Source organism: Bradyrhizobium sp. IC3195, assembly GCF_020193585.1.
GTDB lineage: Bacteria > Pseudomonadota > Alphaproteobacteria > Rhizobiales > Xanthobacteraceae > Bradyrhizobium > Bradyrhizobium yuanmingense.
Map to the genome: position 1 here is coordinate 284,945 of NZ_JADYVG010000001.1, position 26,125 is coordinate 311,069.

Genomic DNA, 26,125 nt, shown 5'->3' on the forward strand with positions numbered 1-26,125 from the left:
TCGCGGCAGGCGCGGCGCAAGCTTACTCGGCGGCTTCCTTGACGCTGCCGTGCTCGGGCGTCTCCTCGCCTTCGTCGTCCGAACGGCCCCAGGTCGAGAACCAGTTGTTGAGCTTGTCGAGGTAGAGATAGACGACCGGCGTGGTGAACAGCGTCAGCGCCTGGCTGACGATCAGGCCGCCGACCATGGCGTAGCCGAGCGGCTGGCGGATTTCGGCGCCGGTGCCGTGGCCGAGCATGAGGGGCACGCCGCCGAGCAGGGCCGCCATCGTCGTCATCATGATCGGGCGGAAGCGCAGCAGTGCGGCCTGGCGGATCGATTCCTCCGGCGTCTTGTGCTCGTCGCGCTCGGCGGCAATCGCGAAGTCCACCATCATGATGCCGTTCTTCTTCACGATGCCGATCAGGAGGATGATGCCGATCAGCGCGATCAGGCTGAAGTCGAATCCGGCCGCCATCAGGATCGCGAGCGCGCCGACGCCGGCCGAGGGTAGCGTCGACAGAATCGTGATCGGATGGATGTAGCTCTCGTAGAGAATGCCGAGGATCAGATAGACCACGACCAGCGCGGCGAGGATCAGGAGCGGCACGGTGCCGAGCGATTGCTGGAACGCCTGCGCGGTGCCCTGGAAGCTCGAATTCAGCGTGGGCGGCGTCCCGAGCTCCGCCATCGCCTTCTGCACGGCCTCGGTGGCCTGGCCGAGCGCGACGCCTTGCGCGAGATTGAAGCTGATCGTGATCGACGGGAACTGGCCTTGATGGCTGATCGAGAGCGGGCGGACCGGATCGGTGGTCCAGCTCGCGAAGGTCGACAGCGGCACCTGGTCGCCGGTCAGCGGCGATTTCACGTAGAGCTTGTTTAGCGTCTCGAGATCGCCCTGCATCTCCGGCAGGACTTCCAGGATCACCTTGTAGGTGTTGAGCTGCGTGAAATATTGCGTGACCTGCCGCTGTCCGAAGGAATCATACAGCGTATCGTCGATCAGCTGGGGCTGGATGCCGTAGCGGGCGGCGGTGTCGCGGTTGATCTTGAGCTGGACCGTCGTGCCCTGCGTCTGCTGGTCGGTCGCGACGTCGCGCAGCTCCGGCAGTGTCTGCATCTTGCCAAGGATCTTCGGCGCCCATTCGTTCAGCTCGTCCAGATTGGCGTCTTGCAGCGTGAATTCGAACTGAGTGCGCGTGGGTCGACCGCCGAGCCGCACGTCCTGGGCCGCCTGCATGTAGAGGCGGGCGCCCTGGACCTTGTCGAACTGCGGACGCAGACGCGCGATGATCTGCTGGGCCGAAGCGTCACGCTCATTGCGCGGCTTCAGCGTGATGAACAGGTTGCCGTTGTTGCCGGCACGGCCGCTGCCGCCGATCGACATGGCAACGCTGGCAACGTCGGGATCGGCCAGGATGATCTTGCCGAGTTGCTCCTGGCGTCTCACCATCTCCTTGAACGAGATGTCCTGCGAGGCTTCGGACGTGGCCGTGATCAGGCCGACGTCCTGCTGCGGGAAGAAGCCCTTGGGGATCAGCACGAACAGGTAGATCGACAGGCCGAGCGTGACGAAGAAGATCGCGAGCGTGGTGCGCCGCCAGGCGAGGGCGTGATCGAGCACATATTTGTAGCCGCGCAGCATTGCGTCGAAGGCGCGCTCGCTCCATTGATAGAAGCGGCCGTGCTGCACCTCACCATGGGCGCGCAGGAAGCGTGAGGCCATCATCGGCGTCAGCGTCAGCGATACGAACATCGAAACGAAGATCGTCATCGCCAGCACCACGGCGAATTCGCGGAACAGGCGCCCGATAATGCCGCCCATCAGGAGCAGCGGGATCAGCACCGCGACCAGCGAGATGCTGATGGAGACGATCGTGAAGCCGATTTCCTTGGAGCCCTTGAAGGCGGCCTCCATCGGCGAGTCGCCTTCCTCGATGTAGCGCGTGATGTTCTCGAGCATTACGATGGCGTCGTCGACCACGAAACCGACCGCGATGGTGAGCGCCATCAGCGACAGATTGTCGAGCGAATAGCCGACCGGCCACATCAGGGCGCACGCGCCCAGCAGCGCCAGCGGGACCGTGACGGTAGGAATGACCGTCGCCCAGAAGCTGCGCAGGAAGATGAAGATGACCATGACCACGAGCACAATGGTCAAGAGCAGCGTGAACTGGACGTCCTCGACCGCGGCACGGATGGTCGCCGTGCGGTCGCTGATGAGCTCGATCTTGATCGCGGGCGGGATCGCCGCCACGAGACGAGGGAGGGTCGCCTTGATCCTGTCGACGGTTTCGATGACGTTGGCGCCGGGCTGCTTGAAGATCACCAGGAACACGCCGCGCTTGCCGTTGGCCCACGCCGCCTGCTTGGCGTCTTCGGCAGCGGTGACCGCTTGGCCGATATCGCGGATTCGCAACGGAGCGCCGTTGCGATAGGCGATGATGACGTCGTTCCAGTCCTTCGCGTGAGTGAGCTGGTCGTTGGCGTAGATCGTATAGGCCCGCTTCTCGCCGTCGATATTGCCCTTGGGGCTGTCGACCGTGGTGATCGCGATCTGGCTGCGGATGTCCTCCATCGACAAGCCCTTGGCGACCAGCTTTGCGGGATCGACCTGAATGCGGATCGAGGGTTTCTGCTGGCCGCCGATGAAGACCTGGGCGACGCCCGAGAGCTGGCTGATCTGCTGGGCTAGCTGGGTGTCGACGGCATCGCTGACGCTGGTCAGCGGCAGCGTCTCCGACGTCGCCGACAGGAGCAGGATCGGCGCATCGGCGGGGTTGACCTTGCGGTAGGTCGGGGGCGACGGCAGGTTCCTCGGCAACTGGCCGCTGGCCGCGTTGATGGCACCCTGTACGTCGTTGGCGGCGCCGTCGATGTTGCGGTTGAGGTCGAATTGGATGGTGATCGACGCCGTGCCCAGATAGCTCGTCGAGGTCATCTGCGCGATGCCAGGAATCTGGGCGAATTGCCGCTCGAGCGGCTGCGCCACCGACGAAGCCATGGTCTCGGGGCTGCCGCCGGGCAAATTGGCGGTGACCTGAATGGTCGGAAAGTCCACCTGCGGCAGGGGCGCGACCGGGAGCAGGGGATAGGCGACCAGGCCGACGAAGAGAATGCCGGCCATCAGCAGCGAGGTGCCGATGGGATATCGGATGAAAGGCGCCGAAATCCCGCCCCCGATCATTGCTGTCGAACCTTGTTCTGGGTCGGATCCGAGCTTGCTACCGCCGTCGACACCAGGCTTCCGGGCTGCACCTTGAACTGTCCGCCGACGATCACCTGCTGACCGGGGCTCAATCCTTCCTCGATGACCGAATGACCGTCGATGCCATAGCTGACCTTGATCTTGTGCAGTTCGGCCTTGTTGTCCTGGTTGACCGTATAGGCATAGAGTCCGTTGGTGGAGCGCTGGACCGCGTCATCCGGAACGACCGTCGCATCCTTCAGCGTTCGCACTAGGAGCCGCGTCGAGACCGATTGGCCCGGCCACAGCGTTCTTTCCTTGTTGTCGAACACCGCCTTGAGCCGGATCGTGCCGCTGGTCGCGTCGACCTGGTTGTTGATCACCGCGAGCTTGCCCTCGGCCAGCGTTCTCTTGCCGTCGGTGGTGAAGGCGATCACCTTGAGCGCGCCGGCCTTCTGGCCCTCGCTGATATAGGGGAGCTGGTCTTCCGGCGCGGTGAAGATCACGGCGATCGGCTCGACCTGCGAGATCGTGACGATGGCGGTCTGCGACGAAGCGTTGACGATGTTGCCGACGTCGACCTGACGCAGGCCTGCCACGCCGGTGATCGGCGCCTTGATCTGGGTGTAGTCGAGCTGGGTCTGGGCGTTGGAGATCGCGGCATCGTCGGCGGCGATCTGGGCGGTGAGCTGAGCGACGGTGGAGCGCTGTGTGTCGACGCGCTGGGCGGTGGCAAATTCGCCGAGCTTCGTGGCGCGCTGGAGCTCGAGATTGGCGTTGGCGAGACTGGCCTCGTCCTGCGCCTTCTTGGCCTTGGCTTGGTCAAGCGTGGCCTGATAGGGGCGGGGATCGATCGAAACCAGGAGATCGCCCTGCTTGACGATCTGGCCTTCCCTAAATTCGAGCTTGTCGATCTGGCCATCCACACGGCTTCGGACCTGGACCGTGTTAAAGCCCTGAACCGTGCCGAGACCAGTGAGATAGACCGGAAAGTCGGTCTTCTGAACCGGCGCAACGCTGACCGGGACGGCGGAGGGGCGAGGCGGGCCTTTTTGTGCGGTCTGGGTTTTTCCCGCCTCGGACGTGCCGAATTTCTGCCAACCATAATAGCCCGCAGAAGCCACGGCCGCGATGATCAGAAGCCAAAGGATCGGCCGGGACTTGTTCATGTCGTCTCGTGTCGGCTCGTATGCCCTCGGCTATGAATATCGGGGCAATCGTACGGTTCCAGCATGATGTATAATACACGCCAACTTCCAGAGTAAACAGCACTATCGGGTGAGAATCCTAAACAATTGGAAAGCTTTGCACCGTGTAGGCAGCTCGTTGGCGCGGCGACGTGCAATGCCGCGTTTTCCCGCCGCGATCGGCCGGCGTGCAAGTCTTGCGCAGCACGCGGAGCAGTGTGCTCGGGACCGATCGGCCCCGCGCCGCGCTGCCTTTCGGATCTGCCGCAAGAACGGTTCTAAGTCGCCTCGTAGCCGTTTCGGTTACCATGGATTTCGGCATCGTCCATTTCGGCGCCGCAGCGACGGAGCAAAGCATGGACGAGCTGAACGGCAAGCTGATCGCGTGCCAGATGCTGATCGAGGGATTGATCGCGTGTCACCAACGAGCAGCGCGATCCCTTGTGCTTCCTCACCGACTTTCGCGACGAGATCAAAGCCGTTGTCAACGGCGCCAACATCGCCGGCATGGACAGCACCGATCGCGTGCGCGCCGTTGCGAAGACCGTCGACGAGTTGCTGTGGCTGATGAAACCCAGAGCGGCGATCGAGTGGCCAGCAATCGATTTGCGTTTAGGACGCATCCTTCGCTCAGAGAGCGGGGCAGTTTAGAATCGTTTTGATCTTGATCTATTCAAGGGTTCTCGCGAACGGCACGCATTGACCCGCAATTGTGTGGCCGATAGCAACAGGCGACATTCGTTCGATGCGTGTGAACGACAGGAATTGGAGGGCCTTGTGCTCTATCCTCCAGCACCTCTCGTCGCCCCCGTGACCAGGGGGACGCGGGTTGCGTCTTTCTTCTGGCTTCAGAGCATGATACGGGACGATCAAGCCCGGAGCATGATCTATGGCCTCGACACCGCGATACAGGCGCTGGTGGAACGGCTCGGGCGTGACGATCCCGAAACGGTCAAATTGACGGGTATCTATCACAATCTCATTCGCTACTGGGCCGAAGTATGAAGACCATCTCCTTTCAAGCAAGCCTTGCCGCAGCCTTGATGCTGGCGTCTGCCTGGCTCGCATCCCCCGTTTCCGCCCAGACGCAGAGCCCGCCGGCACCGGCCCCATCGACGGCTCAGCCGTCCGCTGCCGGGACCGTCCCCCCGGCAGCTGCGCCTGCGGCCTCGACGGCTCCCGCCGTCGTGGGCGCCGCCCCGGTGGCCGCCAATCCCGCGGGTGCGAAGCCCGAGGCTGCGGCCATGAAGGAATTGTCGCCCTGGGTGATGTTCATGTCGGCGGACGTCATCGTGAAGGCGGTGATGATCGGGCTCGCCTTCGCTTCGCTGATGACCTGGACCGTCTTCATCGCCAAGTCGATCGAGCTGTCGGTCGCCTCCGGCAAGCTGCGTGCGGCGTTGAAGAAGATTGCGGAGGCGCGCTCGCTTGCCGAAGCGCAGATGGCGCTCGGCACCAAGGAGGGCATCCTGCCGTCGTTCCTTGCGGCGGCGTTGCGCGAAGCGCGGATGTCGGCTGGCCTGTCCAGCGATGCCGGCATCAAGGAACGCGCCGCCTCGAGCTTTTCCGAGATCGTGCGCGCGGAGCAACGGCGCATCCGGATCGGCATGGGCGTGCTCGCGACCATCGGCTCGACCTCGCCCTTCGTCGGCCTGTTCGGCACGGTCTGGGGCATCATGAACAGCTTCATCGGCATCTCGAAGTCGCAGACCACGAACCTCGCCGTGGTCGCGCCCGGCATCGCCGAGGCGCTGCTCGCCACCGCGATCGGCCTCGTCGCCGCCATTCCCGCCGTCATCATCTACAACCACTTCTCGCGCGTGACGAAAGGCTATCTCGAGCTCGTCAGCCGCGCCTCGGGCGCGGCGGGGCGACTGCTGTCGCGTGATCTCGACCGCAGCCACGGCAGCGTGCATTCGCGCGCGGCGGAGTAGACCATGGCCGTTTCGCTCGCTGACAATGATGACGACGACGATTTCTCGGAAACGCATGACATCAACGTCACGCCGTTCATCGACGTCATCCTGGTGCTGCTGATCATCTTCATGGTCGCCGCGCCGCTGTCCACGGTCGACCTGCCGATCGATCTGCCGACGTCGAGTGCGACGCCGCAGAAGAAGCCGGACAAGCCGACCTATCTCAGCATCAAGCCCGATCTGACGCTCGCGATCGGGGAGAACGCCGTTCACCGGGCCGAGTTGATCGGAACCCTGGACGGCCTTTCCGAGATGAGCAAGGACAAGTACGTTTTCCTGCGCGCTGATCGCTCGGTGCCCTATGGCGAGTTGATGGGCGTGATGGAGCTCTTGCGCTCGGGCGGCTATACGCGGGTGAAGCTGGTCGCGCTGGAAGGCGCACCGGGGGCGCCTGTGGCAGGCGCCGCCCAGCCTTAAGAAGACGGAACGATGGCGGACGAACCGAGACCATCCCGGAAGCTCTGGATCCTGGCGGCGGCGGCCGCGCTCGCCCTGCATCTCGGCGGTGCTGCGCTCGCGCTGGCGCATTTGCACGGCGACGACGACGGCGATGGTCTCGGCGCGGCCGGAGCCGAGTTCGCCGTCGAGATGGCTTCGCCGGAGGCTCAGGAATCCGATTTGCCGACCGGACCAAACGACTCCGCGGCACAAGAGGAGCGCCCGGAGCTTCCGGAGCAGAAGGCCGAACTGAAGGAGACGGAACTTCCTCAAGATCGACCGCAAGAGGCCGAGGATCCCGATCGCATTGTCAGCGAAAAGGTTGCGAAGAAGGAGCAGGACGACGATCCGAAGGCGGCTGCCGTTGAAACGCCCGCCATGGAGGCTGCCCCAAAGCAGGTTGATATGGCCCGGCAAACGTTCGAGGACGCAACGCGCGAGGCCGAAAAGGCCCTGGCGCCGGTGGTTGGGCTCGGCAAGGACATCCTGAAGATCACGGTGGACTGGAACAAGAAAATCAGTGCGCGTATCAAGCAGCACCAGATCAATCCGGAAGGCAGAGAGAACGCCAATCAGAAGGTCACGGTGAGTTTCGCGCTCAACCGAAAGGGAAATGTGGTCTCGGTCGACGTGATCGCGTCGTCCGGCGACGCCGCCTACGATGCAGCTGCGATCTCGATGGTTCGCAAGGCGGATCCTTTCGAGCCGCCTCCGGTTCAACTGACCGAGGAGCGTTTCGAGCGCACCCTCGAGATCAGCTTCGCCCCTGAGAAATCGAAGAAGACCGCCAACAAGAAGTCGGCTCAACGCCAGTAGAGCCGGATCCCGACATAGACCACCACCAGGCAGGCGAAGATCAGCGCCACGGGCAGGGGCCGTTTCTGGGCTCCGCTGGCCGCGCCTGTCCCGAAGAAACCTGCGCTTTTCGGCTTCGGCGCCGGGCGCCGGAAAGCGGTAACATTATCCGCTGCCGGCTCGGCCTCGCGCGGACGGACGTCGGGCGGCTTTCCAGCGCCACCCATCTCGACGTAATAGGCCTTGTAGATCGCACCGATGGTGGCCTCGGTGGCTTCGCCTTCGCTCATCTGCGCCAGCAGGTTCCTGTAGCTGCTCAGGAACTCCTGGGCCTCCGGAGGCAGCGCGGACGCCCCGTTGAGCTTAGCCATCATCTTCCAGGTGGCAAAATCGGCGCGGGCGCGGGTGTCGGCGCGTCGCGCGATCAGCATATCGGCAGCTTTGACCAAGTCGGCCTCTGGCCCTTCGGCTCGTGTTCGGGTGTTCCGGTTCAACTACGCATTGCCGGTCAGGAAGAGAACAGCCTGAATCACATAACCGGTCAACGTCCGCAGTATTGCTGAAATAACATCAAGATTTAGACCTAACTGCGAGCCCGCCAGCGGCAGCAGGATCAAGAGCCCGATCAGGATCAACATACCGAACGGCTCGAGCCGGGCGAGCGGCAAGGCCAGGGGGCGCGGCAGCAGCCCGACCGCGACGCGGCCGCCGTCCAGCGGCGGGATCGGCATCATGTTGAAGACGGCCAGGATGGCGTTGATGATGAGGGCATTCTTGAGGTTGTCGGCAACCCATTTCGCCGCGCTCGCGGGCACCAGCGGCAGGGCATGGAAGGCGAGGGCGGTGGCGAGCGCCAGCAGGATGTTGGTGGCGGGTCCGGCCAGCGCTACCCAGACCATGTCGAGCCTGGGATTGTTCAGCTTGCGGAAGTTTACCGGCACCGGCTTGGCGTAGCCGAACAGGAACGGCGAATGCGCGAACAGCAGCATCGCCGGCAGGATGACGGTGCCGAACGGGTCGATATGCCTGATAGGATTGAAGCTGACGCGGCCGAGCTGCGCGGCCGTGTTGTCCCCGAGCCGGTCCGCGACGAAGGCATGCGCGGCCTCATGGAAGGTGATGGCGAGCACGAGGGGAAGCACCCACACCGACAGGTCGTACAAGGAAATGTTCACAGCTCATCCATTTCGGTTAGCTAGCGGCCTTGCAGCCGTCCTGACCAAACCGGCGCAGCAACGCTTCGGCTCAACATAGGGTGGCCGGTTCCGAATTGCCACGCTGCAGATGGATGCTTCGGCCGGCCGCCGTGCAGTCGCGCAAAGTCACGCCGGGATCGTCCCGGGATATTGCACCAAGCCGTCGTCGAGCTTCACCCAGGCGAGCTTTTCCGACACCCAGATGTGCTCGGTCGGCGCAAAGGCGTTACGATCATCGAAGGTGGCGAGCGCAACGCCCGCTAGCGTGCCGTTGCGGCGCCAGGCGAAAAGCCGCGTGCCGCAGCGCTTGCAGAACACGCGATCGATATTCTCCGAGGAGGCGTAGCGTGCAGTCTCGCCGTCGACGCTCAGCGCACGCTGGTCGAACTGCGCGCGGGCGAAATAGGGCGAACCCATCGCCTTCTGGCAGATGCGGCAATGGCAGATGCGGACGTTGAGCGGCTCGCCCTCCGCCTTGAAACGCACCGCGCCGCACAGGCAACCACCTTCCCGGATCATGATGTCCTCAATAGGTCGCCCGCCCACCGGAAATATCAAACACCGCGCCGGTCGAGAACGCGCAGTCCTCCGACGCAAGCCAGCTCACCATCGCGGCGAGCTCTTCCACCAGCACGAAGCGCCCCTTCGGGATCTTCGACAGCATGAAGTCGATATGCTGCTGCGTCATCTGGTCGAAGATCGCCGTCTTCGCCGCCGCCGGCGTCACCGCGTTGACGAGGATGTCGTGGCCGGCGAGCTCCTTGCCGAGCGACTTCGTCAGCGCGATCAGGCCGGCCTTGGACGCCGAATAATGCGCGGCGTTCGGGTTGCCTTCCTTGCCTGCGATCGAGGCGATGTTCACGATCCGCCCGTATTTCTGCTTGAGCATTTCGGGCACGATCGCCTTGGAGACGATGAAGGGGCCGTCGAGGTTGATGCGCAGCACCTTCCGCCATTCCTCCAGGTCCGTCTCCCACACCGGCTTGTTGACCCCGGCGATGCCGGCGTTGTTGACGAGAATGTCGATCTTGCCGAAGGCCTTGAGCGTCGCATCGCGTGCCTGCTCGACGGCCGCCGTGTCGGTGACGTCGACCTTGAAGACATTCGTTTCGCCGCCGATCTCCTTTGCCGTCTTCTCGGCCAGCGCGGCGTCAAAGTCCCAGATCGCGACCTTGGCGCCGGAGGCGACGAAGCGCTCGGTGATGGCGCGGCCAAAGCCCTGCGCGCCGCCGGTGACGATAGCGATGCGGCCGTTGAGATCGATCTTGTTCATGCCGGAGGCCTTCCTGCGTCAGAGCATGTAGCCGCCGTCGACGACGAGATCGACGCCGGTGGTGAAGGCGCTCTCGTCGCTGCCGAGATAGACCGCCATCGCGGCGATCTCCTCGGCGGTGCCGAGCCGGCCCATCTTCTGGCGCGAGATGAACATCTCCTTGCCCTGCGGGCCCTGGGCTGCCGCGCGGTCGAGCATCGAAGGCGTCTCGACGGTGCCGGGACAGATCGAATTGCAGCGGATGCCCTTGGTGATGAAGTCGAGCGCGACCGCGCGGGACAGCAGCGACACCGCCGCTTTGGACGAGCTGTAGACGTAGCGGTTCGCCGGCGGCCTCAAAGCCGCGCAGGACGAGATGTTGACGATGCTGCCGCCGCCGCCGCCGGCGATCATGTCGGGCAGGAAAGCCTTGATGGTCCGGTGCATCGACTTGACGTTGAGATCGAATGAGAAGTCAAAGTCCTCTTCCGAACATTCCAGGATGGTGCCGTGGTGCACGAAGCCGGCGGCGTTGAGCAGGATGTCGATCTTGCCGACGCGCTTGGCGAAGGCGTTGACGTCGGCGGTGTTGCGGACGTCGAGCTTTGCGACCTCGGCGATGCCTTCCTTCGTCAGGCTCGCGATGCCGGCCTCGTTGATGTCGGTGGCGATGACGGTTGCGCCTTCACGCGCGAACGCGATGGCGCAAGCGCGCCCAATGCCTGCCGCGGCAGCCGTGACGACGGCGCGCTTTCCCTTTAGGCGGTCTGCCATGTTGTTTCTCCTGCGAATTTTCCTTCGTCATTCCGGGGCGCGCCTCTTGGCGCGAACCCGGAATCCATCGCGCCACAGCGCCGGTGGATGAATGGATTCCGGGCTCGCGACTGCGTCGCGCCCCGGAATGACCGTGTCAGTGATTGTCCCGCGCCACACCGAACGTGCCAGCGACGTTCTGATACCTTGTGGCGAGCTCCATGCAGGCGCCGGTCGATTGCTGGCCGACGGTGTTGCGATAGATCTCCTGCCACGGCGTCTGGTTCGGCGGATGCTTGAAGCCGCCGCTGGCCTTGAGCTCGGCATGGCGCTTCTTCAGCTCCTCGTCCGAGATCAGGATGTTGGCGCTGCCCTTGTTGAGGTCGATGCGGACCTTGTCGCCGGTCTTGAGGACGGCAAGCCCGCCATTGGCGGCCGCTTCAGGCGAGGCGTTGAGGATCGAGGGCGAGCCAGAAGTGCCGGACTGGCGACCGTCGCCGATGCAGGGCAGGGACAGGATGCCGCGTTTGATCAGCGCCGCCGGCGGCTGCATGTTCACAACCTCGGCTCCACCGGGGTAGCCGATCGGGCCGGTGCCGCGGATGAACAGCACGCAGCGCTCGTCGATGTCGAGCGAGGGATCGTCGATCCGCTCGTGATAATCCTCCGGCCCCTCGAACACGATGGCGCGGCCCTCGAAGGCATTGAGGTCCTTCGGGTTGCTGAGGTAGCGGTCGCGGAATTCCTTGGAGATCACGCTTGTCTTCATGATCGCGGAATCGAACAGATTGCCCTTCAGCACCAGGAAGCCGGCGTCCTTCACCAGCGGCTTGTCGTAAGCCCAGATCACGTCGTTGTCGGGAGCGGGCGCGTTCTTGCAGTTCTCGCCGATGCCGCGGCCGTTGACCGTGACCGCGTCCTCATGGATGCGCTTGTGCTTCATCAACTCGCGCACCACGGCGGGCACGCCGCCGGCGCGGTGAAATTCCTCGCCGAGATAGAAGCCGGCCGGCTGCATGTTGACCAGGAGCGGCACGTCGTGGCCGAACTTCTGCCAGTCCTCGATCGACAGCTCGACGCCGATATGGCGGGCGAGGGCGTTGATGTGGATCGGCGCGTTGGTCGAGCCGCCGATCGCCGAATTGATCACGATGCAGTTCTCGAACGCCTTGCGGGTCAGGATGTCGGAAGGCTTCAAATCCTCCCAGACCATCTCGACGATGCGTTTTCCGGTCTCGTAAGCGATCTGGCCGCGCTCGCGATAGGGCGCCGGGATCGCCGCGCAGCCCGGCAGCGAGAAGCCGAGCGCTTCGGCAAGCCCGTTCATGGTCGAGGCCGTCCCCATGGTGTTGCAATGACCGACCGAGGGCGCCGAGGAGGCCACGATCTCCATGAACTCTTCATAGTCGATCTCGCCGGCCGCGAGCCGCTCGCGCGATTTCCAGACGATGGTGCCGGAGCCGGTGCGCTCGCCATTGTGCCAGCCGTTCAGCATCGGGCCGCCCGACAGCACGATCGCGGGCAGGTTCACCGTCGCGGCCGCCATCATGCAGGCCGGCGTGGTCTTGTCGCAGCCGGTGGTCAGCACCACGCCGTCGAGCGGATAGCCGTAGAGAATTTCGACGAGGCCGAGATAAGCGAGGTTACGGTCGAGCGCCGCGGTCGGTCGCTTGCCGGTCTCCTGAATGGGATGGGTCGGGAATTCCATCGCGATGCCGCCGGCCTCGCGGATGCCTTCGCGGACGCGGTGCGCGAGCTCGAGATGATGGCGGTTGCAGGGGGACAGATCGTTGCCGGTCTGCGCGATGCCGATGATCGGCTTGCCGGATTGCAGCTCGGCGCGGGTGAGGCCGTAATTCAGGTAACGCTCCATGTAGAGCGCGGTCATGCCCGGATTGTGCGGGTTGTTGAACCATTCCTGCGAGCGAAGATGGCGGCGGGTACCGTTGCTGCCGGCGGCATGCCCGTTGGTTGGTTTCTTTGTCATTGGTTTCTCCTGCAATGCAAACGCGACTACCGTCCGTCTCATGGTGTCGGCATGTGCGGTGCCCAACGGCGCGCGCGATGATCTGCCTTCCCGGTGGCGGGTCGTTTCCTCACGATTCCGATACTAGTCGTGGCTGCTTGGTAACGCTATCATTTTGTTCGCCGCGCCCGCGCCTGATACGGCTGGCCTGCTGTCCGAACGTCGCGCCGACGAGCTTTGCCGCTCGATCACCTTGAAGCCGAGATCGAGCACCGGCTGCTCCGGGCGGCGGCCCTCGATCGCGTCGATCAGCATGGCGGCGGCCGTCTTGCCCATCTCATAGCGGTTGGTGCGGACGCTGGTGAGGGTGGGGACGGCGGCGGCCATGAATTCGAGATCGTTGAAGCCGACGATCGCGATCTGCCCGGGGACTGCGATCTCCCGGCGCCGGCATTCGAACAGCACGCCGAGCGCGAGGTCGTCGTTGGCGCAAAACACCGCATCGATGTCCGGCTCGCGCGCCAGCAGATCGGTGAACAGGGCGCCGCCGAGCGTCACCGAGGTCGGCGTCGCCGTCGTGACCACCAGGCGCTGGTCGAACGATCCGGCGTCCTTCATGGCCGAGACATATCCGTCCAGCCGCCGCTGCACCCTGGGATCCATCCTCGCGCCGACGAAGCCGACCTTGCGGTGACCTTGCTCGAACAGATGCGCGATCGCCGCGCGGGCCGCATCATAGTGCGAAAAGCCGATCATCATGTCGACCGGGTCCGGGCCTATCTCCATGATCTGCACGATCGGACAGTCCGCGGCCTGAAGCATCGCGCGGGACTCCGCGGTCTGGTCGATGCCGGTGACGATCAGCCCGGCCGGCTTCTGTGCCAGAAACAGACGCAGCAACTTCTCTTCCTGGAGAATGCTGTAGCGCGTGTTGGACAACTGGATCGAGTAGCGGCTGCCTTCTGAGGCGTCATAGATGCCGCGCAGCACGTCCGAGAACACGTTGTTGGTGAGCGATGGGATCAGGACACCGATGACCTCGGTGCGTTGCGAGGCGAGGGCGCGCGCGGCAAGGTTGGGCACATAGCCGAGCTCCTTGGCGGCGCTCTCGACCCGCGTCCGCTTGGCGACCGACAGGGCCTCCGGATTGCGGAAAAAGCGCGACGCGGTAATCGGGCTGACGCCGGCGAGCTCGGCCACTTCGGCCAGCCGGATTTTGCCTGACTTAGTGCGTTTTCGACCCATTTGCTGCTCTTAACACAGTCAGTCCCGCAAACAAAGGAACGTTGACAGCGCTACCAGCAACGACTAACCAAAGACAAATTGCCAAAACCGCACAAACTACCGACAATGTTGCCCGCTAATATCGGGCCTGGTTCGGTAAAGTCCGAAAAACAAGACGGTCGCGGCGCGAGAGGCGCCGTGGACTTTCGAGGAGGGAGCTAGATGTCGTCTGTGCAAATCCGCGACGTGCGGAAATCGTTCGGCAATTTTGAAGTCCTGCACGGCGTGACGATTCCGATCGAGGACGGCCAGTTCGTCGTCCTGGTCGGCCCCTCCGGCTGCGGCAAGTCGACGCTTCTGCGCATGCTCGCCGGCCTCGAGAACATCACTTCCGGGACGATCTCGATCGGCGACCGCGTCGTCAACAATGTCCAGCCCAAGGAGCGGGACATTGCGATGGTCTTCCAGAACTACGCGCTCTATCCGCACATGACGGTCGCCGACAATATGGGCTTCTCGCTCAAGCTGCGGAATGCCAGCTCGGACGAGATCAACAAGCGCGTCAAGCGCGCCGCCGAGATCCTCGCGCTGTCGCCGCTGCTCGACCGCTATCCGCGACAGCTCTCCGGCGGTCAGCGCCAGCGCGTCGCCATGGGCCGCGCCATCGTGCGCGATCCGCAGGTGTTCCTGTTCGACGAGCCGTTGTCGAACCTGGACGCCAAGCTGCGCGTGGCCATGCGCACCGAGATCAAGGAGCTGCACCAGCGGCTGAAGACGACGACCGTCTACGTCACCCACGACCAGATCGAGGCCATGACCATGGCCGACAAGATCGTTGTCATGCATGACGGCATCGTCGAGCAGATGGGCACCCCGCTCGAGCTCTACGACAAGCCCGACAACCAGTTCGTCGCCGGCTTCATCGGCTCGCCTGCCATGAACTTCCTCAAAGGCCATGTGCGCGTCAACGGCGTTGCGAGCTTCGAAGGACCGAACGGCGTCAAGCTCCCGCTCAAGACCGCGCCCGCCAATTCCGACGGCCGTCCTGCGGTCTATGGCGTGCGGCCGGAGCACTTCACCATCGCCGATGACGGCGCCGAGGCCGAGATCATCGTCGTCGAGCCGACCGGCTCGGAGACGCAGGTGTTTGCCAAGCTCGGCGGCGAGCAGGTCGTCGCGGTCTTCCGCGAGCGTCACCAGTTCAATCCGGGCGACAAGGTGCGGCTGAAGCCCGAGCCATCGCTGGTCCATCTGTTCGACGATGCGACGGGCAAACGCATGAACGCCTAACGCATCAGACGACAAAGCATAAGACGACAAAAAGCATCACAGGGAGGACAACATGCAAGACTTTACCCGCCGGTCTCTGCTTCAAGGCGGCACCGCTTTGGCTGCGACCGGCATGCTGACGGGGCCGGCACTGTTCGACTTCGCCAAGGCCTGGGCGCAGAGCGCGCCCTGGAAGGCCGAGCCCGGCGCCAAGCTGACGGTGATGCGCTGGAAGCGCTTCGTGCCGGCGGAGGACGATGCGTTCAACGCGATGGTGGCGGCGTTCAAGGCCGCGACCGGCACCGAGATGAACACCTTCAGCGAGTCCTTCGAGGACGTGCAGCCGAAGGCCTCGGTTGCGGCCAACACCGGCTCCGGCCTCGATCTCGCCTGGGGTCTGCACACCCTGCCGCAGCTGTTCCCGACCAAAGTGCTGAAGATGAACGATGTCGCCGATTATCTCGGCAACAAGTACGGCGGCTGGACCGATGCGGCTGCCAAGACCTGCAAGCTCGGCAACGACTGGCTCGGCATTCCCGTCGCCACCAACGGCGGTTACATGACCTACCGCAAGTCGGCGCTCGACAAGGCTGGCTTCAAGGAATTCCCGAAGGACTTTCCCGGCTTCCTCGAGATGTGCAAGGCGCTCAAGGCCAACAATACGCCGGCCGGCTTCGCGCTCGGTCACGCCTCGGGCGACGGCAATTCCTGGCTGCACTGGGTGCTGTGGGGCCACGGTGCCTACACGGTCGACCAGAACGACAAGATCGTCATCAATTCGCCGGAGACGGCGAAGGCGCTGGAATATTGCAAGGCGCTGTACGACAACTTCATTCCGGGCACGGCGTCCTGGAACGATTCCTCCAACAACAAGGCGTATCTCGCCGGCGAGCTCTATTGCACGGCGAACGGCATCTCGATCTACGTCGCCGCCAAGACCGATCCCAGCAAGAAGGAGCTCACCGAGGACACCTATCACGCGCTCTGGCCGGTCGGTCCGGTCGGCAAGCCGACCGAGCTGCAGCTGGCGCTGCCGATCCTCGCCTTCAACTTCACCAAATATCCGAATGCGGCAAAGGCCTTCGTCGCCTTCATGCTGGAGAAGGAGAACTACGAGAAGTGGCTGGCCGGCGCGCAGGGCTATCTGACGCAGACCCTGAACGCCTATGAGTCGGCGCCGATCTGGACGGCCGATCCCAAGAACGCAGTGTTCTCGCAGGCCTCCAAGCGCACGCTACCGGCGTCCGGCATCGGCACCGTCGGCGAGAAGGCGGCAACCGCGATCGCCGACTTCATCGTCGTCGACATGTTCGCCAATTACTGCACCGGCGCCAAGGATGTGAAGGGCGCGATGGCGGAAGCCGAGCGCCAGCTGAAGCGCATCTATCGCTGAACAGTCACGGAGCGGGCGGCTCTTGGGTCGCCCGCTCGTCAACATTTCGATCAGGGATATCGGGCATGGCTGATGTCGCAATTCCCCGGGCCAAGCCTCAGATGACCGAGGCTGGCGCCTGGACCCAGCTCAAATACAATCGCAACTGGCTCGGCTTCTGGTTCATGGTGCCGGCCATGGTGTTCCTGATCTTCTTCCTGGCCTATCCGCTTGGGCTGGGCATCTGGCTGTCCTTCACGGACACGCGCATCGGCAGGGTCGGACAGTTCATCGCCTTCGAGAACTACGAGTGGCTGTGGGACGATTCCATCTTCTGGCTGTCGGTGTTCAATACGCTGCTCTACACCTTCGTCGCCAGCGCCTTCAAATTCGGCATCGGCCTCTACCTTGCGCTGCTGCTCAACGAGCACATGCCGTTCAAGGCGATGCTGCGCGCGATGGTGCTCATCCCCTTCATCGTTCCGACGGTGCTCTCCGCGCTCGCTTTCTGGTGGATCTTCGACTCGCAATTCTCGATCATCTCCTGGTCGCTGAAGCATCTCGGGATCATCAACCAAAACATCAACTTCCTCGGCGACACGACCTGGGCACGCATTTGCGTGATCTTCGCCAATATCTGGCGCGGCGTGCCGTTCGTCGCGATCACGCTGCTCGCAGGCCTCCAGACCGTCTCGCCGTCGCTCTATGAAGCCGCGACGCTCGACGGCGCCACGCGCTGGCAGAATTTCCGCTACATCACCTATCCGCTCTTGACGCCGATCATCGCCGTCGTGATGACCTTCTCGGTGCTGTTCACCTTCACCGACTTCCAGCTGATCTGGGCGATGACGCGTGGCGGCCCGGTCAACGCCACTCATCTGATGGCGACCCTGTCCTATCAGCGCGCGATCATCGCCGGGCAGCTCGGCGAGGGGGCCGCGATCTCCAGCGCGATGATTCCGTTCCTGCTCGCCGCGATCATGGTCTCGTGGTTCGGATTGCAGCGCCGCAAGTGGCAGCAGGGAGAAAACAATGACTGATCTCCCCACCTCGCGGATCGATCTCAAGGCCGTCCTGCATAGCTCGGCTCCGACAGTCGCGAAGGATGATCACAGCGAGGGCATGAGCTATCTGCAGTCGGTGCCGCGCAGGCTGGTGACGCTGTACCTGCCGCTCGCGATCATCGTCGTCGTCCTGCTGTTCCCATTCTACTGGATGGCGCTGACCTCGGTGAAACCCGACGAGCAGCTGCTCGACCTCGACAAGTACAATCCGTTCTGGACCTGGAATCCGACCTTCAAGCACTTCCACAAGCTGCTGTTCGAGAGCTACTATCCGTACTGGCTCTGGAACACGATGTATGTGGCGATCTGCGCCACGATACTCTCGATCATCGCCTCGGTGTTCGCCGCCTATGCCATCGTGCGCTTGCGTTACAAGGGTGCCAATCTCGTCGGCGGGCTGATCTTCCTCGCCTATCTGGTGCCGCCGTCGATCCTGTTCATTCCGCTCGCCACGGTCGTGTATCAGTACGGCCTGTTCGATTCGCCGCTGGCGCTGATCCTGACCTATCCGACCATCCTGATCCCGTTCTCGACCTGGCTGTTGATGGGCTATTTCAAGACCATCCCCTTCGAGCTCGAGGAATGCGCGCTGATCGACGGGGCGAGCCGCTGGCAGATCCTGATCAAGATCGTCGTGCCGCTGGCCATTCCCGGCCTGATCTCGGCCTTCATCTTCTGCTTCACGCTGTGCTGGAACGAGTTCATCTACGCCCTGACCTTCCTGCAATCGACCAGCAACAAGACGGTGCCGGTCGCGATCGTGAACGAGTTCGTGGACGGTGACATCTACCGCTGGGGCTCGCTGATGGCGGGCGCGCTGGCCGGCTCGCTGCCGCTCGTGATCCTTTACGCCTTCTTCGTGGAGCATTATGTGTCGGCGATGACCGGCGCCGTGAAGGAATGATCGCGGGGCTTGCCGAGGGCGCGCCAATGGTTTCAAGAGCGGCGCGCTCCGGCCAATAAGTCCGGCCAATAAGAAGGAGTTGAGCTCTTGCACATTCTGGTTCTCGGCGCCGCCGGCATGGTCGGCCGCAAGCTCTGTGAACGGCTGCTGCGCGACGGCCGGCTCGGCAAGAGCGATATCACCAAGCTGACCATGCATGACGTGGTCGAGCCGAAGAAGCCGGAGCAGGCCGGTTTTGCCGTCGAGACCGTCTCGGGCGATTTCGCCGTCCCGGGCGCGGCTGAGAAGCTGATCGCAGGTCGCCCCGACGTGATCTTCCATCTCGCCGCGATCGTCTCCGGCGAGGCCGAGCTCGACTTCGACAAGGGCTATCGCATCAATCTCGACGGCACGCGGATGCTGCTCGATGCGATCCGCCTTGCGGGCGGCGGCTACAAGCCGCGCGTGGTGTTCACGTCCTCGATCGCAGTGTTCGGCGCGCCGTTTCCCGATGCGATCGGCGACGAGTTCTTCCATACCCCGCTGCTCAGCTACGGCACGCAGAAGGCGATCGGCGAACTTCTGCTCGCCGATTATTCCCGCCGCGGCTTCCTTGACGGCATCGGCATCCGCCTGCCGACCATCTGCATCCGGCCGGGCCTGCCCAACAAGGCGGCATCGGGCTTCTTCTCCAACATTCTGCGCGAACCGCTCGCCGGCAAGGAAGCGATCCTCCCGGTCTCCGAGGACGTCCGCCACTGGCACGCGACGCCTCGCTCGGCCGTCGGCTTCCTGCTTCACGCCGGCACCATGGATCTCGCCACTGTCGGCCCGCGCCGCAACCTGACCATGCCGGGCCTGTCGGCCACGGTCGGCGAGCAGATCGCCGCCTTGAAGCGGGTTGCGGGCGAGAAGGTCGCCGCGCGCATCAAGCGCGAGCCCGATCCCTTCATCGTCGGCATCGTCGGCGGCTGGCCGCGCAATTTCGATGCCAGGCGGTCGCGCGAACTCGGCTTCACCACCGCCGAGAAGACGTTCGACGATATCATCCGCATTCACATCGAAGACGAGCTCGGCGGCAATTTCGTCGCCTGAGCTCGGACTGAGCGGGCCCTGATGATGGCGAGCGTTGCTTGCATCGGCGAATGCATGGTCGAGCTGCGGCAGGCCCAGGGCGGCGCGTCCGCCGGGCAGGGGCAGGGCGGTGGCCTGTACTCACGCGGCTTCGGCGGCGACACCCTCAACACGGCGGTGTATCTGGCGCGGCTGGACGTCAAGGTCGATTATCTCACCGCGCTCGGCGATGACGCCCTGAGCGACGAGATGGTCGCTGCCTGGAATGCGGAAGGCGTCGGCACGCGGCGTGTCGTGCGGCTCGCGGGCAAGCTGCCCGGCCTCTACATGATCCAGACGGATGCGGAGGGCGAGCGCCAGTTCTTCCATTGGCGCGACAGTGCGGCCGCGCGCCAGCTGATGAGCCTGCCGGAGACGGACGAACTGCTCAACTCGCTGATGAGCTACGACGTCGTCTATCTCTCTGCGATCACGCTCTCGATCTACGACGCGGCCGGGCGCGAGCGCCTGTTCGGCGCCATCAAGCGCGCGCGCCTGCTCGGCACTCGCTTCGTGTTCGACACCAATTTCCGCGCGCGCGGCTGGCCCGACCGCGATATCGCGCGGGAGGTGTTTGCGACCGCCTTCGCGGCCGCCGACATCGTGCTGACCTCGACCGAGGATCTGCTCGCGCTCCATCCCGGCGAAAGTCACGACCAGCTGATGGCGCGCATCCCAACCCCGGAACTGGTGTTCCGTCTGCCCGAGCCGGTGAGCCTGTTGCGCTACCCCGGCGGCGCCAGCGAGGTCCGCGCCGAGCCCATGACCAAGCCTGTGGTCGATACCACTGCCGCCGGCGACAGCTTCGCCGCGGCCTATATAGCGGCCCGGCTCGCCGGCGCCGAGCCGGTGGAGGCGGCCCTATCAGGACATCGGCTCGCCAGCCTCGTGATCTGCTATCCCGGCGCCATCATTCCGGGCTATGCCATGCCGCCGAAGAAGCGGCACCGGCCGGCGGCGTCCCGCCAGGCCAACAATTAGACAGCGACCAAATGAATCGAGACCCATGACCACGGCTGCCCAACAGAACCACCTCGTCGCGCTGTTCAAGGCTGCGACCGTCATTCCCGTCCTCACCATCGAGCGCATCCAGGATGCGGTGCCGCTGGCGCGCGCGCTGGTTGCCGGCGGGGTCCGCACGCTGGAGGTGACCTTGCGCACCCCCGTTGCGATCGAGGCGGCGCGCGCGATGATGACCGAGGTCCCCGAGGCGGTCGTCGGCATCGGGACCATTCTCAACCCGTCCGACTTCAGCCGCGTCGAGAAGCTCGGCGTCGCGTTCGGCATCAGCCCGGGCCTGACCCCCGATCTGCTCAAGGCCGCGACCGACAGCTCCTTGCCGTTCGCGCCAGGGATTGCCACGGCCTCGGAACTGATGATGGCGCTGTCCTACGGTTTCGACGTCGCAAAGTTCTTCCCGGCGGAGCAGGCCGGCGGCATCAAGGGCCTGCGCGCCCTCGGCGGGCCGTTCCCGAACGTGCGGTTCTGCCCGACCGGCGGGGTGGGCGAGGCCAATGCCGCGACCTGGCTGGCTGAACCCAATGTCGTTGCGGTTGGCGGGTCCTGGCTGTGCCCGACGGCGGAAATCCGGGCCGGGAACTGGGCCGGCATAACTGCCATCTGCGAGCGGACCCTCAAGGCGCTGAAAGCCGCGTGAAGTCTTGCCATCCCTGGGCTAAGACTTAGCTCAGGAAGAGGCCTCCAGGGAGAAATGACCATGACCGCCAGCATCGTCGGATGGGCGCATACGCCGTTCGGCAAGTTCGACACCGAAACCGTCGAAAGCCTCGTCACCCGCGTCGCCAATGAGGCGCTGGCGGATGCCGGCATCTCGGCCGGTGATGTCGACGAGATCGTGCTCGGCCATTTCAACGCCGGCTTCTCGCCGCAGGATTTCACGGCGTCGCTGGTACTGCAGGCCGATCCCAAGCTGCGCTTCAAGCCGGCGACCCGTGTCGAGAACGCCTGCGCCACGGGATCTGCCGCCGTGCATCAGGGCCTGCGCGCGATTGCCGCAGGGGCGGCCAAGATTGTGCTGGTCGTCGGCGTCGAGCAGATGACGCGCACGCCGAGCGCCGAGATCGGCAAGAACCTGCTCAAGGCTTCCTACCTCCCTGAGGACGGCGACACGGTCGGCGGTTTCGCCGGCGTGTTCGGCAAGATCGCCAGCTCCTACTTCCAGAAATACGGCGACCAGTCCGATGCGCTGGCGCTGATCGCGGCCAAGAACCACAAGAACGGCGTCGCCAATCCCTTCGCCCAGATGCGCAAGGACTTCGGCTTCGACTTCTGCCGCGCCGAGAGCGAGAAGAACCCCTATGTCGCCGGCCCGCTGAAGCGGACGGACTGCTCGCTGGTCTCCGACGGCGCCGCTGCGCTGGTGCTGGCCGATGCCGAGACGGCCAAGGGCATGACCAAGTCGATCGGCTTCCGCGCCACTGCGCACGCCCAGGACTTCCTGCCGATGAGTAAGCGCGACATCCTGCAGTTCGAGGGCTGCACGGTCGCCTGGCAGCGGGCGCTGGAGAAGGCCGGTGTCACGCTGTCCGATCTCTCCTTCGTCGAGACCCATGACTGCTTCACCGTCGCCGAGCTGATCGAGTACGAAGCGATGGGTCTGACGCCGAAGGGGCAGGGCGCCCGCGCCATCAAAGAAGGCTGGACGCTCAAGGACGGCAAGCTGCCGGTCAATCCGTCCGGCGGCCTCAAGGCCAAGGGCCATCCGATCGGCGCCACCGGCGTCTCCATGCATGTGATGACCGCGATGCAGCTCGCGGGCCAGGCGCCCGAGGGCATGCAGCTCAAGAACGCCAAGCTCGGCGGCATCTTCAACATGGGTGGCGCGGCCGTCGCCAACTACGTCTCCGTCCTGGAGCCGCTGAAGTAGTTTGATCCTGTAGGGTGGGCAAAGGCGCCATACGCCATGCCCGCCTTATTTCTTTGCGTTAGATCATGGTGGGGCTCGCGCGGCCCCCTTAATGCTCTGATTGATTTTGCGGGAAATGCATCATGAGCACTAACTACGAAGATTCACTGTCGATGGACGCACTCAACGATCGTATCGCGATCCTCGAAGACAATATCCGCCAGCTCATCGAGCAGGCCGCTGCCGCCTCCGGCGAGCAGAACGAGTCGCGCATCGCCGACCGGATCAATCAGCAGAATGACGAACTCGACCGGCTCCTGAAGATCCGGGAATCCCGTCAGAAGAAATAGCGGCCGACGTCGCCCCGCGGCGCATGCCGCCATACGCCGCCCGCCCTTGCGCGAGCGGCGGCACTGCCGTTAGCTGGACCGAAATCGCGTGGGCAGTTGGGCTCGGCGCAATCGGGAGCGAACGATGGGGCCGCTGAAAGGCATCAAGGTCGTCGACATGACCACCGTGCTGATGGGCCCTTATGCGACCCAAATGCTCGGCGATTACGGTGCCGACGTCGTCAAGGTGGAATCGCTGGACGGCGACGTCACCCGCCTGATCGGCCCGATGCGTCACGCCGGCATGGGGCCGGTATTTCTCAACACCAACCGCAGCAAGCGCTCGATCTGTCTCGATCTGAAGAAGGCTGCGGGGCGCGAAGCCGTGCTGCGGCTTTTGAAGGACGCCGACGTCCTGGTCTACAACGTCCGCCCGCAGGCGATGGCGCGGCTTCAGCTCGGCTACGACGTCGTCTCCGCCATCAACCCGCGCCTGGTCTATGCCGGCGTGTTCGGCTTCGGCCAGGACGGGCCCTATGCCGCAAAACCCGCTTACGACGACCTGATCCAGGGCGCCACGGCGCTGCCGGCGCTGATGGCGCAGACCGGCGACGGCGTGCCGCGCTACGTGCCGAACGCGCTCGTCGACCGTATCGTCGGCCTCACCGCGGTCGGCGCGATCTGCGCCAGCCTCGTGCACCGCGACCGCACCGGCCGCGGCCAGCGTCTGGACATTCCGATGTTCGAGACCATGGCCGGCTTCGTCATGGGCGACCACATGGGCGGGCTCACGTTCGAGCCGCCGCTCGACAAGGGCGGCTATGCCCGCCATCTCTCGCGCGACCGCAGGCCCTACAAGACCTCGGACGGCTATCTCAGCGTCATCGTCTACAACGACAAGCAGTGGGAGAACTTCTTCAAGGCCACGGGGCGCGACGACCTGCGCGCCGATCCCACATTTGCAACCTTCGCCGGCCGGGCCGCCAATATCAATGTGGTGTATGCCGAGCTCGCCCGCATCTTCGAGACGCGGACCACGGCGGAATGGATCGACCTGCTGACGAAAGCCGACGTGCCTGTGATGCCGATGCACGATCTCGCCTCGATCCTGCACGATGAGCATCTGGAGGCGACCGGCTTTTTCCCGGTGGTGACCCATCCGACCGAAGGTCCGATCCGCAGCATGAAAGTGACGGCGACCTGGTCCGAGACCGAAGCCGAGCCGGTACGCCTGGCGCCGCGGCTCAACGAGCACGGCGCCGAGATTTTGCGCGAGATCGGCTATTCCGCTGACGAGATCGCAGCCATGGTGCGCGACGGCGTCACGCGTGACGCACTGGAGTAGGGGGAGTGGAGATGACCACGCTTCTCTCATCCGTCATTCCGGGGCGCGCCCACTTGGGCGCGAGCCCGGAATCCATTCATCCTCCGCACATGCCGTTCGATGGATTCCGGGCTCGCGACTTCGTCGCGCCCCGGAATGACGGTGGAGAAATGGCACCATGAGCTTCATCACCGGCGTCGGCCTCACGTCGTTCGGCAAGCACGAGGGCTCGTCCTCGCTCGACCTGATGAGCGAGGCCGCGCAAGCCGCGCTCGACGATGCCGGCCTCAAGCGCACCGACATCGACGGCATCCTCTGCGGCTATTCCACGGTCTCCCCGCACATCATGCTCGCCACCGTCTTCGCCGAGCATTTTGGTATCCGCCCGTCTTACGCCCATGCCGTCCAGGTCGGCGGCGCCACGGGTCTTGCGATGACGATGCTTGCACATCATCTCGTCGCGTCAGGTGTCTGCCGGAACGTTCTGGTGGTCGCTGGCGAGAACCGGCTCACCGGGCAGAGCCGCGATGCCTCGATCCAGGCGCTGGCGCAGGTCGGCCATCCCGACTACGAGGTGCCGTTAGGACCGACCATTCCCGCTTATTACGGCCTCGTGGCCAACCGATACATGCACGAATACGGCGTGACCGAAGAGGATCTCGCCGAATTCGCGGTGCTGATGCGTGCCCACGCCTGCACCCATCCCGGCGCGCAATTCCACGATCCCATCAATGTCGCCGACGTCATGGCCTCCAAGCCAGTGGCGCTGCCGCTCAAGCTGCTCGATTGCTGCCCGGTCTCCGACGGCGGCGCGGCGTTCGTTGTCAGCCGCGAGCGAACCGGGGAAGCGGGCGTGCGTATCCGCGGCTGCGCCCAGGCCCACACGCATCAGCATGTCACGGCAGCGCCCGCCCTCAGCGAGCTTGGCGCCGAGATCTCCATCGCGCGTGCAAAGGCGGCCACGGGTCTCGCGATCTCCGACGTGCGCTACGCCGCGATCTACGACAGCTTTACGATCACGCTCGCGATGCTGCTGGAAGACCTCGGTCTCGCCGGCCGCGGCGAGGCGGCCGCGCGCGTGCGCGCCGGCCATTTCAGCCGTGACGGCGCGATGCCGCTGAATACCCATGGCGGCCTGCTCAGTTACGGCCATTGCGGCGTCGGCGGCGCCATGGCGCATCTCGTCGAGGCGCATTTGCAGATGACGGGGCGGGCGGCTAGCCGCCAGGTCCGCGACGCCTCGATTGTACTGCTGCACGGCGATGGCGGCGTGCTGTCGTCTCACGTCAGCATGTTCCTGGAGCGGGTGCGATGAGTGAGCGTCTGGCGGACTGGACCAAGGGTGAAGAGGCCATCACCTACCAGGCCTGCACCGCATGCGGGCATGTACAGTATTTTCATCGGGCCTTCTGCGCAGCTTGTGGCGAATCGGACCCGCGCGAGCAGCGCGCCAGCGGCAAGGGCAGGGTGTATGCGACCTCGTTGGTCTGCCGCGCGGCAACGCCCGAGACGCGCGCGCACGTGCCCTACAACATCCTGCTGGTCGATTGCGCCGAGGGTTTTCGCATGATGGCCCACGGCGAGAATGACCTCGCCATCGGCGATTCGGTCATTGCGAGCTTCAAGCCCTTTGCCGGCAAGCTGGTGCCGTTCTTTGCCAAAACCAAATAGGGAAACGCGAATGTAGCCCGGATGGAGCGCAGCGAAATCCGGGATTCGCACCTCGCGGACAGACTTCCCGGATTGCGCTGCGCTTCATCCGGGCTACACGCCAACCGAGGGATCCGTCATTCGGGGGCGGTCATGCGACCGAGCCTGGAACGGGAATTCTGGGCTTGGCTTGTGCGAGAGCCACCCCGGAATGACGAAAACGCTGAGCGCCTGATCCGGAAAAGTGTGAAGCGGTTTTCCGAAAAGATCATGCGCAATCGAAATACTCTAACGCCCGTAGA

Annotated in this window: 24 protein-coding genes and 2 pseudogenes; 17 read left to right on the forward strand and 9 right to left on the reverse strand. The window is 64.2% G+C overall.

What is annotated here, in order from left to right; translation table 11 throughout:
- Window positions 1–22 precede the first annotated feature (22 nt).
- Complete coding sequence (locus I6F09_RS01245; protein ID WP_225187311.1) at window positions 23–3,166, reverse strand: multidrug efflux RND transporter permease subunit; 3,144 nt, start codon at window positions 3,164–3,166, stop codon at window positions 23–25.
- A complete protein-coding gene (locus I6F09_RS01250) occupies window positions 3,163–4,335 on the reverse strand; it encodes an efflux RND transporter periplasmic adaptor subunit (protein WP_225187312.1) in 1,173 nt (390 codons plus the stop codon). Before I6F09_RS01250 ends, I6F09_RS01245 begins: the two co-directional genes overlap by 4 nt.
- A 374-nt stretch (window positions 4,336–4,709) precedes the next feature.
- On the opposite strand from I6F09_RS01250, the pseudogene I6F09_RS01255 reads away from it, so the two are divergent.
- The 5 genes and pseudogenes from I6F09_RS01255 to I6F09_RS01275 all read left to right on the forward strand — a co-directional run bounded on the left by I6F09_RS01255 (window position 4,710) and on the right by I6F09_RS01275 (window position 7,583).
- A pseudogene (locus tag I6F09_RS01255) lies at window positions 4,710–5,004 on the forward strand (hypothetical protein).
- A 126-nt stretch (window positions 5,005–5,130) separates the two neighbouring features.
- Window positions 5,131–5,358: pseudogene (locus I6F09_RS01260) on the forward strand (PKHD-type hydroxylase); the annotation flags it as partial.
- Entirely contained in the window at window positions 5,355–6,287 is a 933-nt protein-coding gene (gene exbB / locus I6F09_RS01265; RefSeq protein WP_225112193.1) for a tonB-system energizer ExbB, read from the forward strand. The pseudogene I6F09_RS01260 and the gene exbB, both read left to right, overlap by 4 nt.
- Before the next feature lie 3 nt (window positions 6,288–6,290).
- A complete protein-coding gene (exbD, locus tag I6F09_RS01270; protein ID WP_036001202.1) occupies window positions 6,291–6,746 on the forward strand; it encodes a TonB system transport protein ExbD in 456 nt (151 codons plus the stop codon).
- 12 nt (window positions 6,747–6,758) lie between these two features.
- Window positions 6,759–7,583, forward strand: coding sequence for a TonB family protein (locus tag I6F09_RS01275; protein WP_036001198.1), 825 nt, complete (start codon window positions 6,759–6,761; stop codon window positions 7,581–7,583).
- Here the strand turns inward: I6F09_RS01275 and I6F09_RS01280 are convergent.
- The 7 genes from I6F09_RS01280 to I6F09_RS01310 form a co-directional block, all read right to left on the reverse strand.
- A complete protein-coding gene (locus I6F09_RS01280) occupies window positions 7,571–7,993 on the reverse strand; it encodes a hypothetical protein (protein ID WP_036001196.1) in 423 nt (140 codons plus the stop codon). The two genes, I6F09_RS01275 and I6F09_RS01280, sit on opposite strands and share 13 nt — an antisense overlap.
- Window positions 7,994–8,056: 63 nt before the next feature.
- On the reverse strand, window positions 8,057–8,737 hold the full coding sequence (locus tag I6F09_RS01285) for a site-2 protease family protein (RefSeq protein ID WP_036022448.1): 681 nt from the start codon (window positions 8,735–8,737) through the stop codon (window positions 8,057–8,059).
- 147 nt (window positions 8,738–8,884) lie between these two features.
- Window positions 8,885–9,277 (reverse strand): GFA family protein, encoded by a 393-nt coding sequence (locus I6F09_RS01290; RefSeq protein WP_036001190.1) that lies wholly within the window; start codon window positions 9,275–9,277, stop codon window positions 8,885–8,887.
- A 7-nt stretch (window positions 9,278–9,284) separates the two neighbouring features.
- Entirely contained in the window at window positions 9,285–10,031 is a 747-nt protein-coding gene (locus tag I6F09_RS01295) for an SDR family NAD(P)-dependent oxidoreductase (RefSeq protein WP_225187313.1), read from the reverse strand.
- 18 nt (window positions 10,032–10,049) lie between these two features.
- Window positions 10,050–10,784: an SDR family oxidoreductase gene (locus I6F09_RS01300; RefSeq protein WP_225187314.1), complete on the reverse strand. Its 735-nt coding sequence runs from the start codon at window positions 10,782–10,784 to the stop codon at window positions 10,050–10,052.
- A gap of 136 nt (window positions 10,785–10,920) precedes the next feature.
- The gene (locus tag I6F09_RS01305) at window positions 10,921–12,750 is read right to left on the reverse strand and encodes an IlvD/Edd family dehydratase (protein ID WP_036001184.1); all 1,830 of its coding nucleotides are present in this window, start codon (window positions 12,748–12,750) and stop codon (window positions 10,921–10,923) included.
- A gap of 123 nt (window positions 12,751–12,873) precedes the next feature.
- A complete protein-coding gene (locus tag I6F09_RS01310) occupies window positions 12,874–13,974 on the reverse strand; it encodes a LacI family DNA-binding transcriptional regulator (RefSeq protein ID WP_036001181.1) in 1,101 nt (366 codons plus the stop codon).
- A 201-nt stretch (window positions 13,975–14,175) separates the two neighbouring features.
- Here I6F09_RS01310 and ugpC point away from each other — a divergent pair, with 201 nt between their 5' ends.
- The 12 genes from ugpC to I6F09_RS01370 all read left to right on the forward strand — a co-directional run bounded on the left by ugpC (window position 14,176) and on the right by I6F09_RS01370 (window position 25,844).
- Complete coding sequence (gene ugpC, locus I6F09_RS01315) at window positions 14,176–15,243, forward strand: sn-glycerol-3-phosphate ABC transporter ATP-binding protein UgpC (protein ID WP_036001178.1); 1,068 nt, start codon at window positions 14,176–14,178, stop codon at window positions 15,241–15,243.
- Between the two features lie 52 nt (window positions 15,244–15,295).
- The gene (locus I6F09_RS01320; RefSeq protein ID WP_225187315.1) at window positions 15,296–16,615 is read left to right on the forward strand and encodes an ABC transporter substrate-binding protein; all 1,320 of its coding nucleotides are present in this window, start codon (window positions 15,296–15,298) and stop codon (window positions 16,613–16,615) included.
- Window positions 16,616–16,680: 65 nt separating this feature from the next.
- A complete protein-coding gene (locus I6F09_RS01325) occupies window positions 16,681–17,634 on the forward strand; it encodes a sugar ABC transporter permease (protein WP_156447097.1) in 954 nt (317 codons plus the stop codon).
- Entirely contained in the window at window positions 17,627–18,562 is a 936-nt protein-coding gene (locus I6F09_RS01330; protein ID WP_225187316.1) for a carbohydrate ABC transporter permease, read from the forward strand. The genes I6F09_RS01325 and I6F09_RS01330 overlap by 8 nt, the downstream gene beginning before the upstream one ends.
- A gap of 87 nt (window positions 18,563–18,649) precedes the next feature.
- On the forward strand, window positions 18,650–19,636 hold the full coding sequence (gene denD / locus I6F09_RS01335; RefSeq protein WP_036022474.1) for a D-erythronate dehydrogenase: 987 nt from the start codon (window positions 18,650–18,652) through the stop codon (window positions 19,634–19,636).
- A 24-nt stretch (window positions 19,637–19,660) separates the two neighbouring features.
- On the forward strand, window positions 19,661–20,635 hold the full coding sequence (locus I6F09_RS01340; protein ID WP_225146777.1) for a sugar kinase: 975 nt from the start codon (window positions 19,661–19,663) through the stop codon (window positions 20,633–20,635).
- A 25-nt stretch (window positions 20,636–20,660) separates the two neighbouring features.
- Window positions 20,661–21,311, forward strand: a complete 651-nt coding sequence (gene eda / locus I6F09_RS01345) for a bifunctional 4-hydroxy-2-oxoglutarate aldolase/2-dehydro-3-deoxy-phosphogluconate aldolase (RefSeq protein WP_036022476.1) — start codon at window positions 20,661–20,663, stop codon at window positions 21,309–21,311.
- Between the two features lie 60 nt (window positions 21,312–21,371).
- Complete coding sequence (locus I6F09_RS01350; RefSeq protein WP_027571779.1) at window positions 21,372–22,541, forward strand: acetyl-CoA acetyltransferase; 1,170 nt, start codon at window positions 21,372–21,374, stop codon at window positions 22,539–22,541.
- Window positions 22,542–22,663: 122 nt separating this feature from the next.
- Entirely contained in the window at window positions 22,664–22,870 is a 207-nt protein-coding gene (locus I6F09_RS01355; RefSeq protein ID WP_036001140.1) for a hypothetical protein, read from the forward strand.
- Between the two features lie 124 nt (window positions 22,871–22,994).
- Complete coding sequence (locus I6F09_RS01360) at window positions 22,995–24,194, forward strand: CoA transferase (RefSeq protein ID WP_225187317.1); 1,200 nt, start codon at window positions 22,995–22,997, stop codon at window positions 24,192–24,194.
- Window positions 24,195–24,351: 157 nt separating this feature from the next.
- Complete coding sequence (locus tag I6F09_RS01365) at window positions 24,352–25,488, forward strand: thiolase family protein (RefSeq protein ID WP_225125787.1); 1,137 nt, start codon at window positions 24,352–24,354, stop codon at window positions 25,486–25,488.
- Window positions 25,485–25,844, forward strand: a complete 360-nt coding sequence (locus I6F09_RS01370; RefSeq protein ID WP_225125785.1) for an OB-fold domain-containing protein — start codon at window positions 25,485–25,487, stop codon at window positions 25,842–25,844. Before I6F09_RS01365 ends, I6F09_RS01370 begins: the two co-directional genes overlap by 4 nt.
- Window positions 25,845–26,125 lie beyond the last annotated feature (281 nt).

What these genes read in the sequence shown, in the direction of transcription:
- ugpC (WP_036001178.1), top strand. Translation starts at nt 14,176, where the DNA reads ATGTCGTCTGTGCAAATCCGCGACGTGCGGAAATCGTTCGGCAATTTT.
- I6F09_RS01340 (WP_225146777.1), top strand. Translation starts at nt 19,661, where the DNA reads ATGGCGAGCGTTGCTTGCATCGGCGAATGCATGGTCGAGCTGCGGCAG.
- I6F09_RS01355 (WP_036001140.1), top strand. Translation starts at nt 22,664, where the DNA reads ATGAGCACTAACTACGAAGATTCACTGTCGATGGACGCACTCAACGAT.
- I6F09_RS01320 (WP_225187315.1), top strand. Translation starts at nt 15,296, where the DNA reads ATGCAAGACTTTACCCGCCGGTCTCTGCTTCAAGGCGGCACCGCTTTG.
- I6F09_RS01275 (WP_036001198.1), top strand. Translation starts at nt 6,759, where the DNA reads ATGGCGGACGAACCGAGACCATCCCGGAAGCTCTGGATCCTGGCGGCG.
- I6F09_RS01360 (WP_225187317.1), top strand. Translation starts at nt 22,995, where the DNA reads ATGGGGCCGCTGAAAGGCATCAAGGTCGTCGACATGACCACCGTGCTG.
- I6F09_RS01330 (WP_225187316.1), top strand. Translation starts at nt 17,627, where the DNA reads ATGACTGATCTCCCCACCTCGCGGATCGATCTCAAGGCCGTCCTGCAT.
- I6F09_RS01245 (WP_225187311.1), bottom strand. Translation starts at nt 3,166, where the DNA reads ATGATCGGGGGCGGGATTTCGGCGCCTTTCATCCGATATCCCATCGGC.
- I6F09_RS01305 (WP_036001184.1), bottom strand. Translation starts at nt 12,750, where the DNA reads ATGACAAAGAAACCAACCAACGGGCATGCCGCCGGCAGCAACGGTACC.
- I6F09_RS01280 (WP_036001196.1), bottom strand. Translation starts at nt 7,993, where the DNA reads ATGCTGATCGCGCGACGCGCCGACACCCGCGCCCGCGCCGATTTTGCC.
- I6F09_RS01365 (WP_225125787.1), top strand. Translation starts at nt 24,352, where the DNA reads ATGAGCTTCATCACCGGCGTCGGCCTCACGTCGTTCGGCAAGCACGAG.
- I6F09_RS01290 (WP_036001190.1), bottom strand. Translation starts at nt 9,277, where the DNA reads ATGATCCGGGAAGGTGGTTGCCTGTGCGGCGCGGTGCGTTTCAAGGCG.
- exbB (WP_225112193.1), top strand. Translation starts at nt 5,355, where the DNA reads ATGAAGACCATCTCCTTTCAAGCAAGCCTTGCCGCAGCCTTGATGCTG.
- I6F09_RS01300 (WP_225187314.1), bottom strand. Translation starts at nt 10,784, where the DNA reads ATGGCAGACCGCCTAAAGGGAAAGCGCGCCGTCGTCACGGCTGCCGCG.
- exbD (WP_036001202.1), top strand. Translation starts at nt 6,291, where the DNA reads ATGGCCGTTTCGCTCGCTGACAATGATGACGACGACGATTTCTCGGAA.
- I6F09_RS01350 (WP_027571779.1), top strand. Translation starts at nt 21,372, where the DNA reads ATGACCGCCAGCATCGTCGGATGGGCGCATACGCCGTTCGGCAAGTTC.
- eda (WP_036022476.1), top strand. Translation starts at nt 20,661, where the DNA reads ATGACCACGGCTGCCCAACAGAACCACCTCGTCGCGCTGTTCAAGGCT.
- I6F09_RS01325 (WP_156447097.1), top strand. Translation starts at nt 16,681, where the DNA reads ATGGCTGATGTCGCAATTCCCCGGGCCAAGCCTCAGATGACCGAGGCT.
- I6F09_RS01370 (WP_225125785.1), top strand. Translation starts at nt 25,485, where the DNA reads ATGAGTGAGCGTCTGGCGGACTGGACCAAGGGTGAAGAGGCCATCACC.
- I6F09_RS01250 (WP_225187312.1), bottom strand. Translation starts at nt 4,335, where the DNA reads ATGAACAAGTCCCGGCCGATCCTTTGGCTTCTGATCATCGCGGCCGTG.
- I6F09_RS01295 (WP_225187313.1), bottom strand. Translation starts at nt 10,031, where the DNA reads ATGAACAAGATCGATCTCAACGGCCGCATCGCTATCGTCACCGGCGGC.
- I6F09_RS01310 (WP_036001181.1), bottom strand. Translation starts at nt 13,974, where the DNA reads ATGGGTCGAAAACGCACTAAGTCAGGCAAAATCCGGCTGGCCGAAGTG.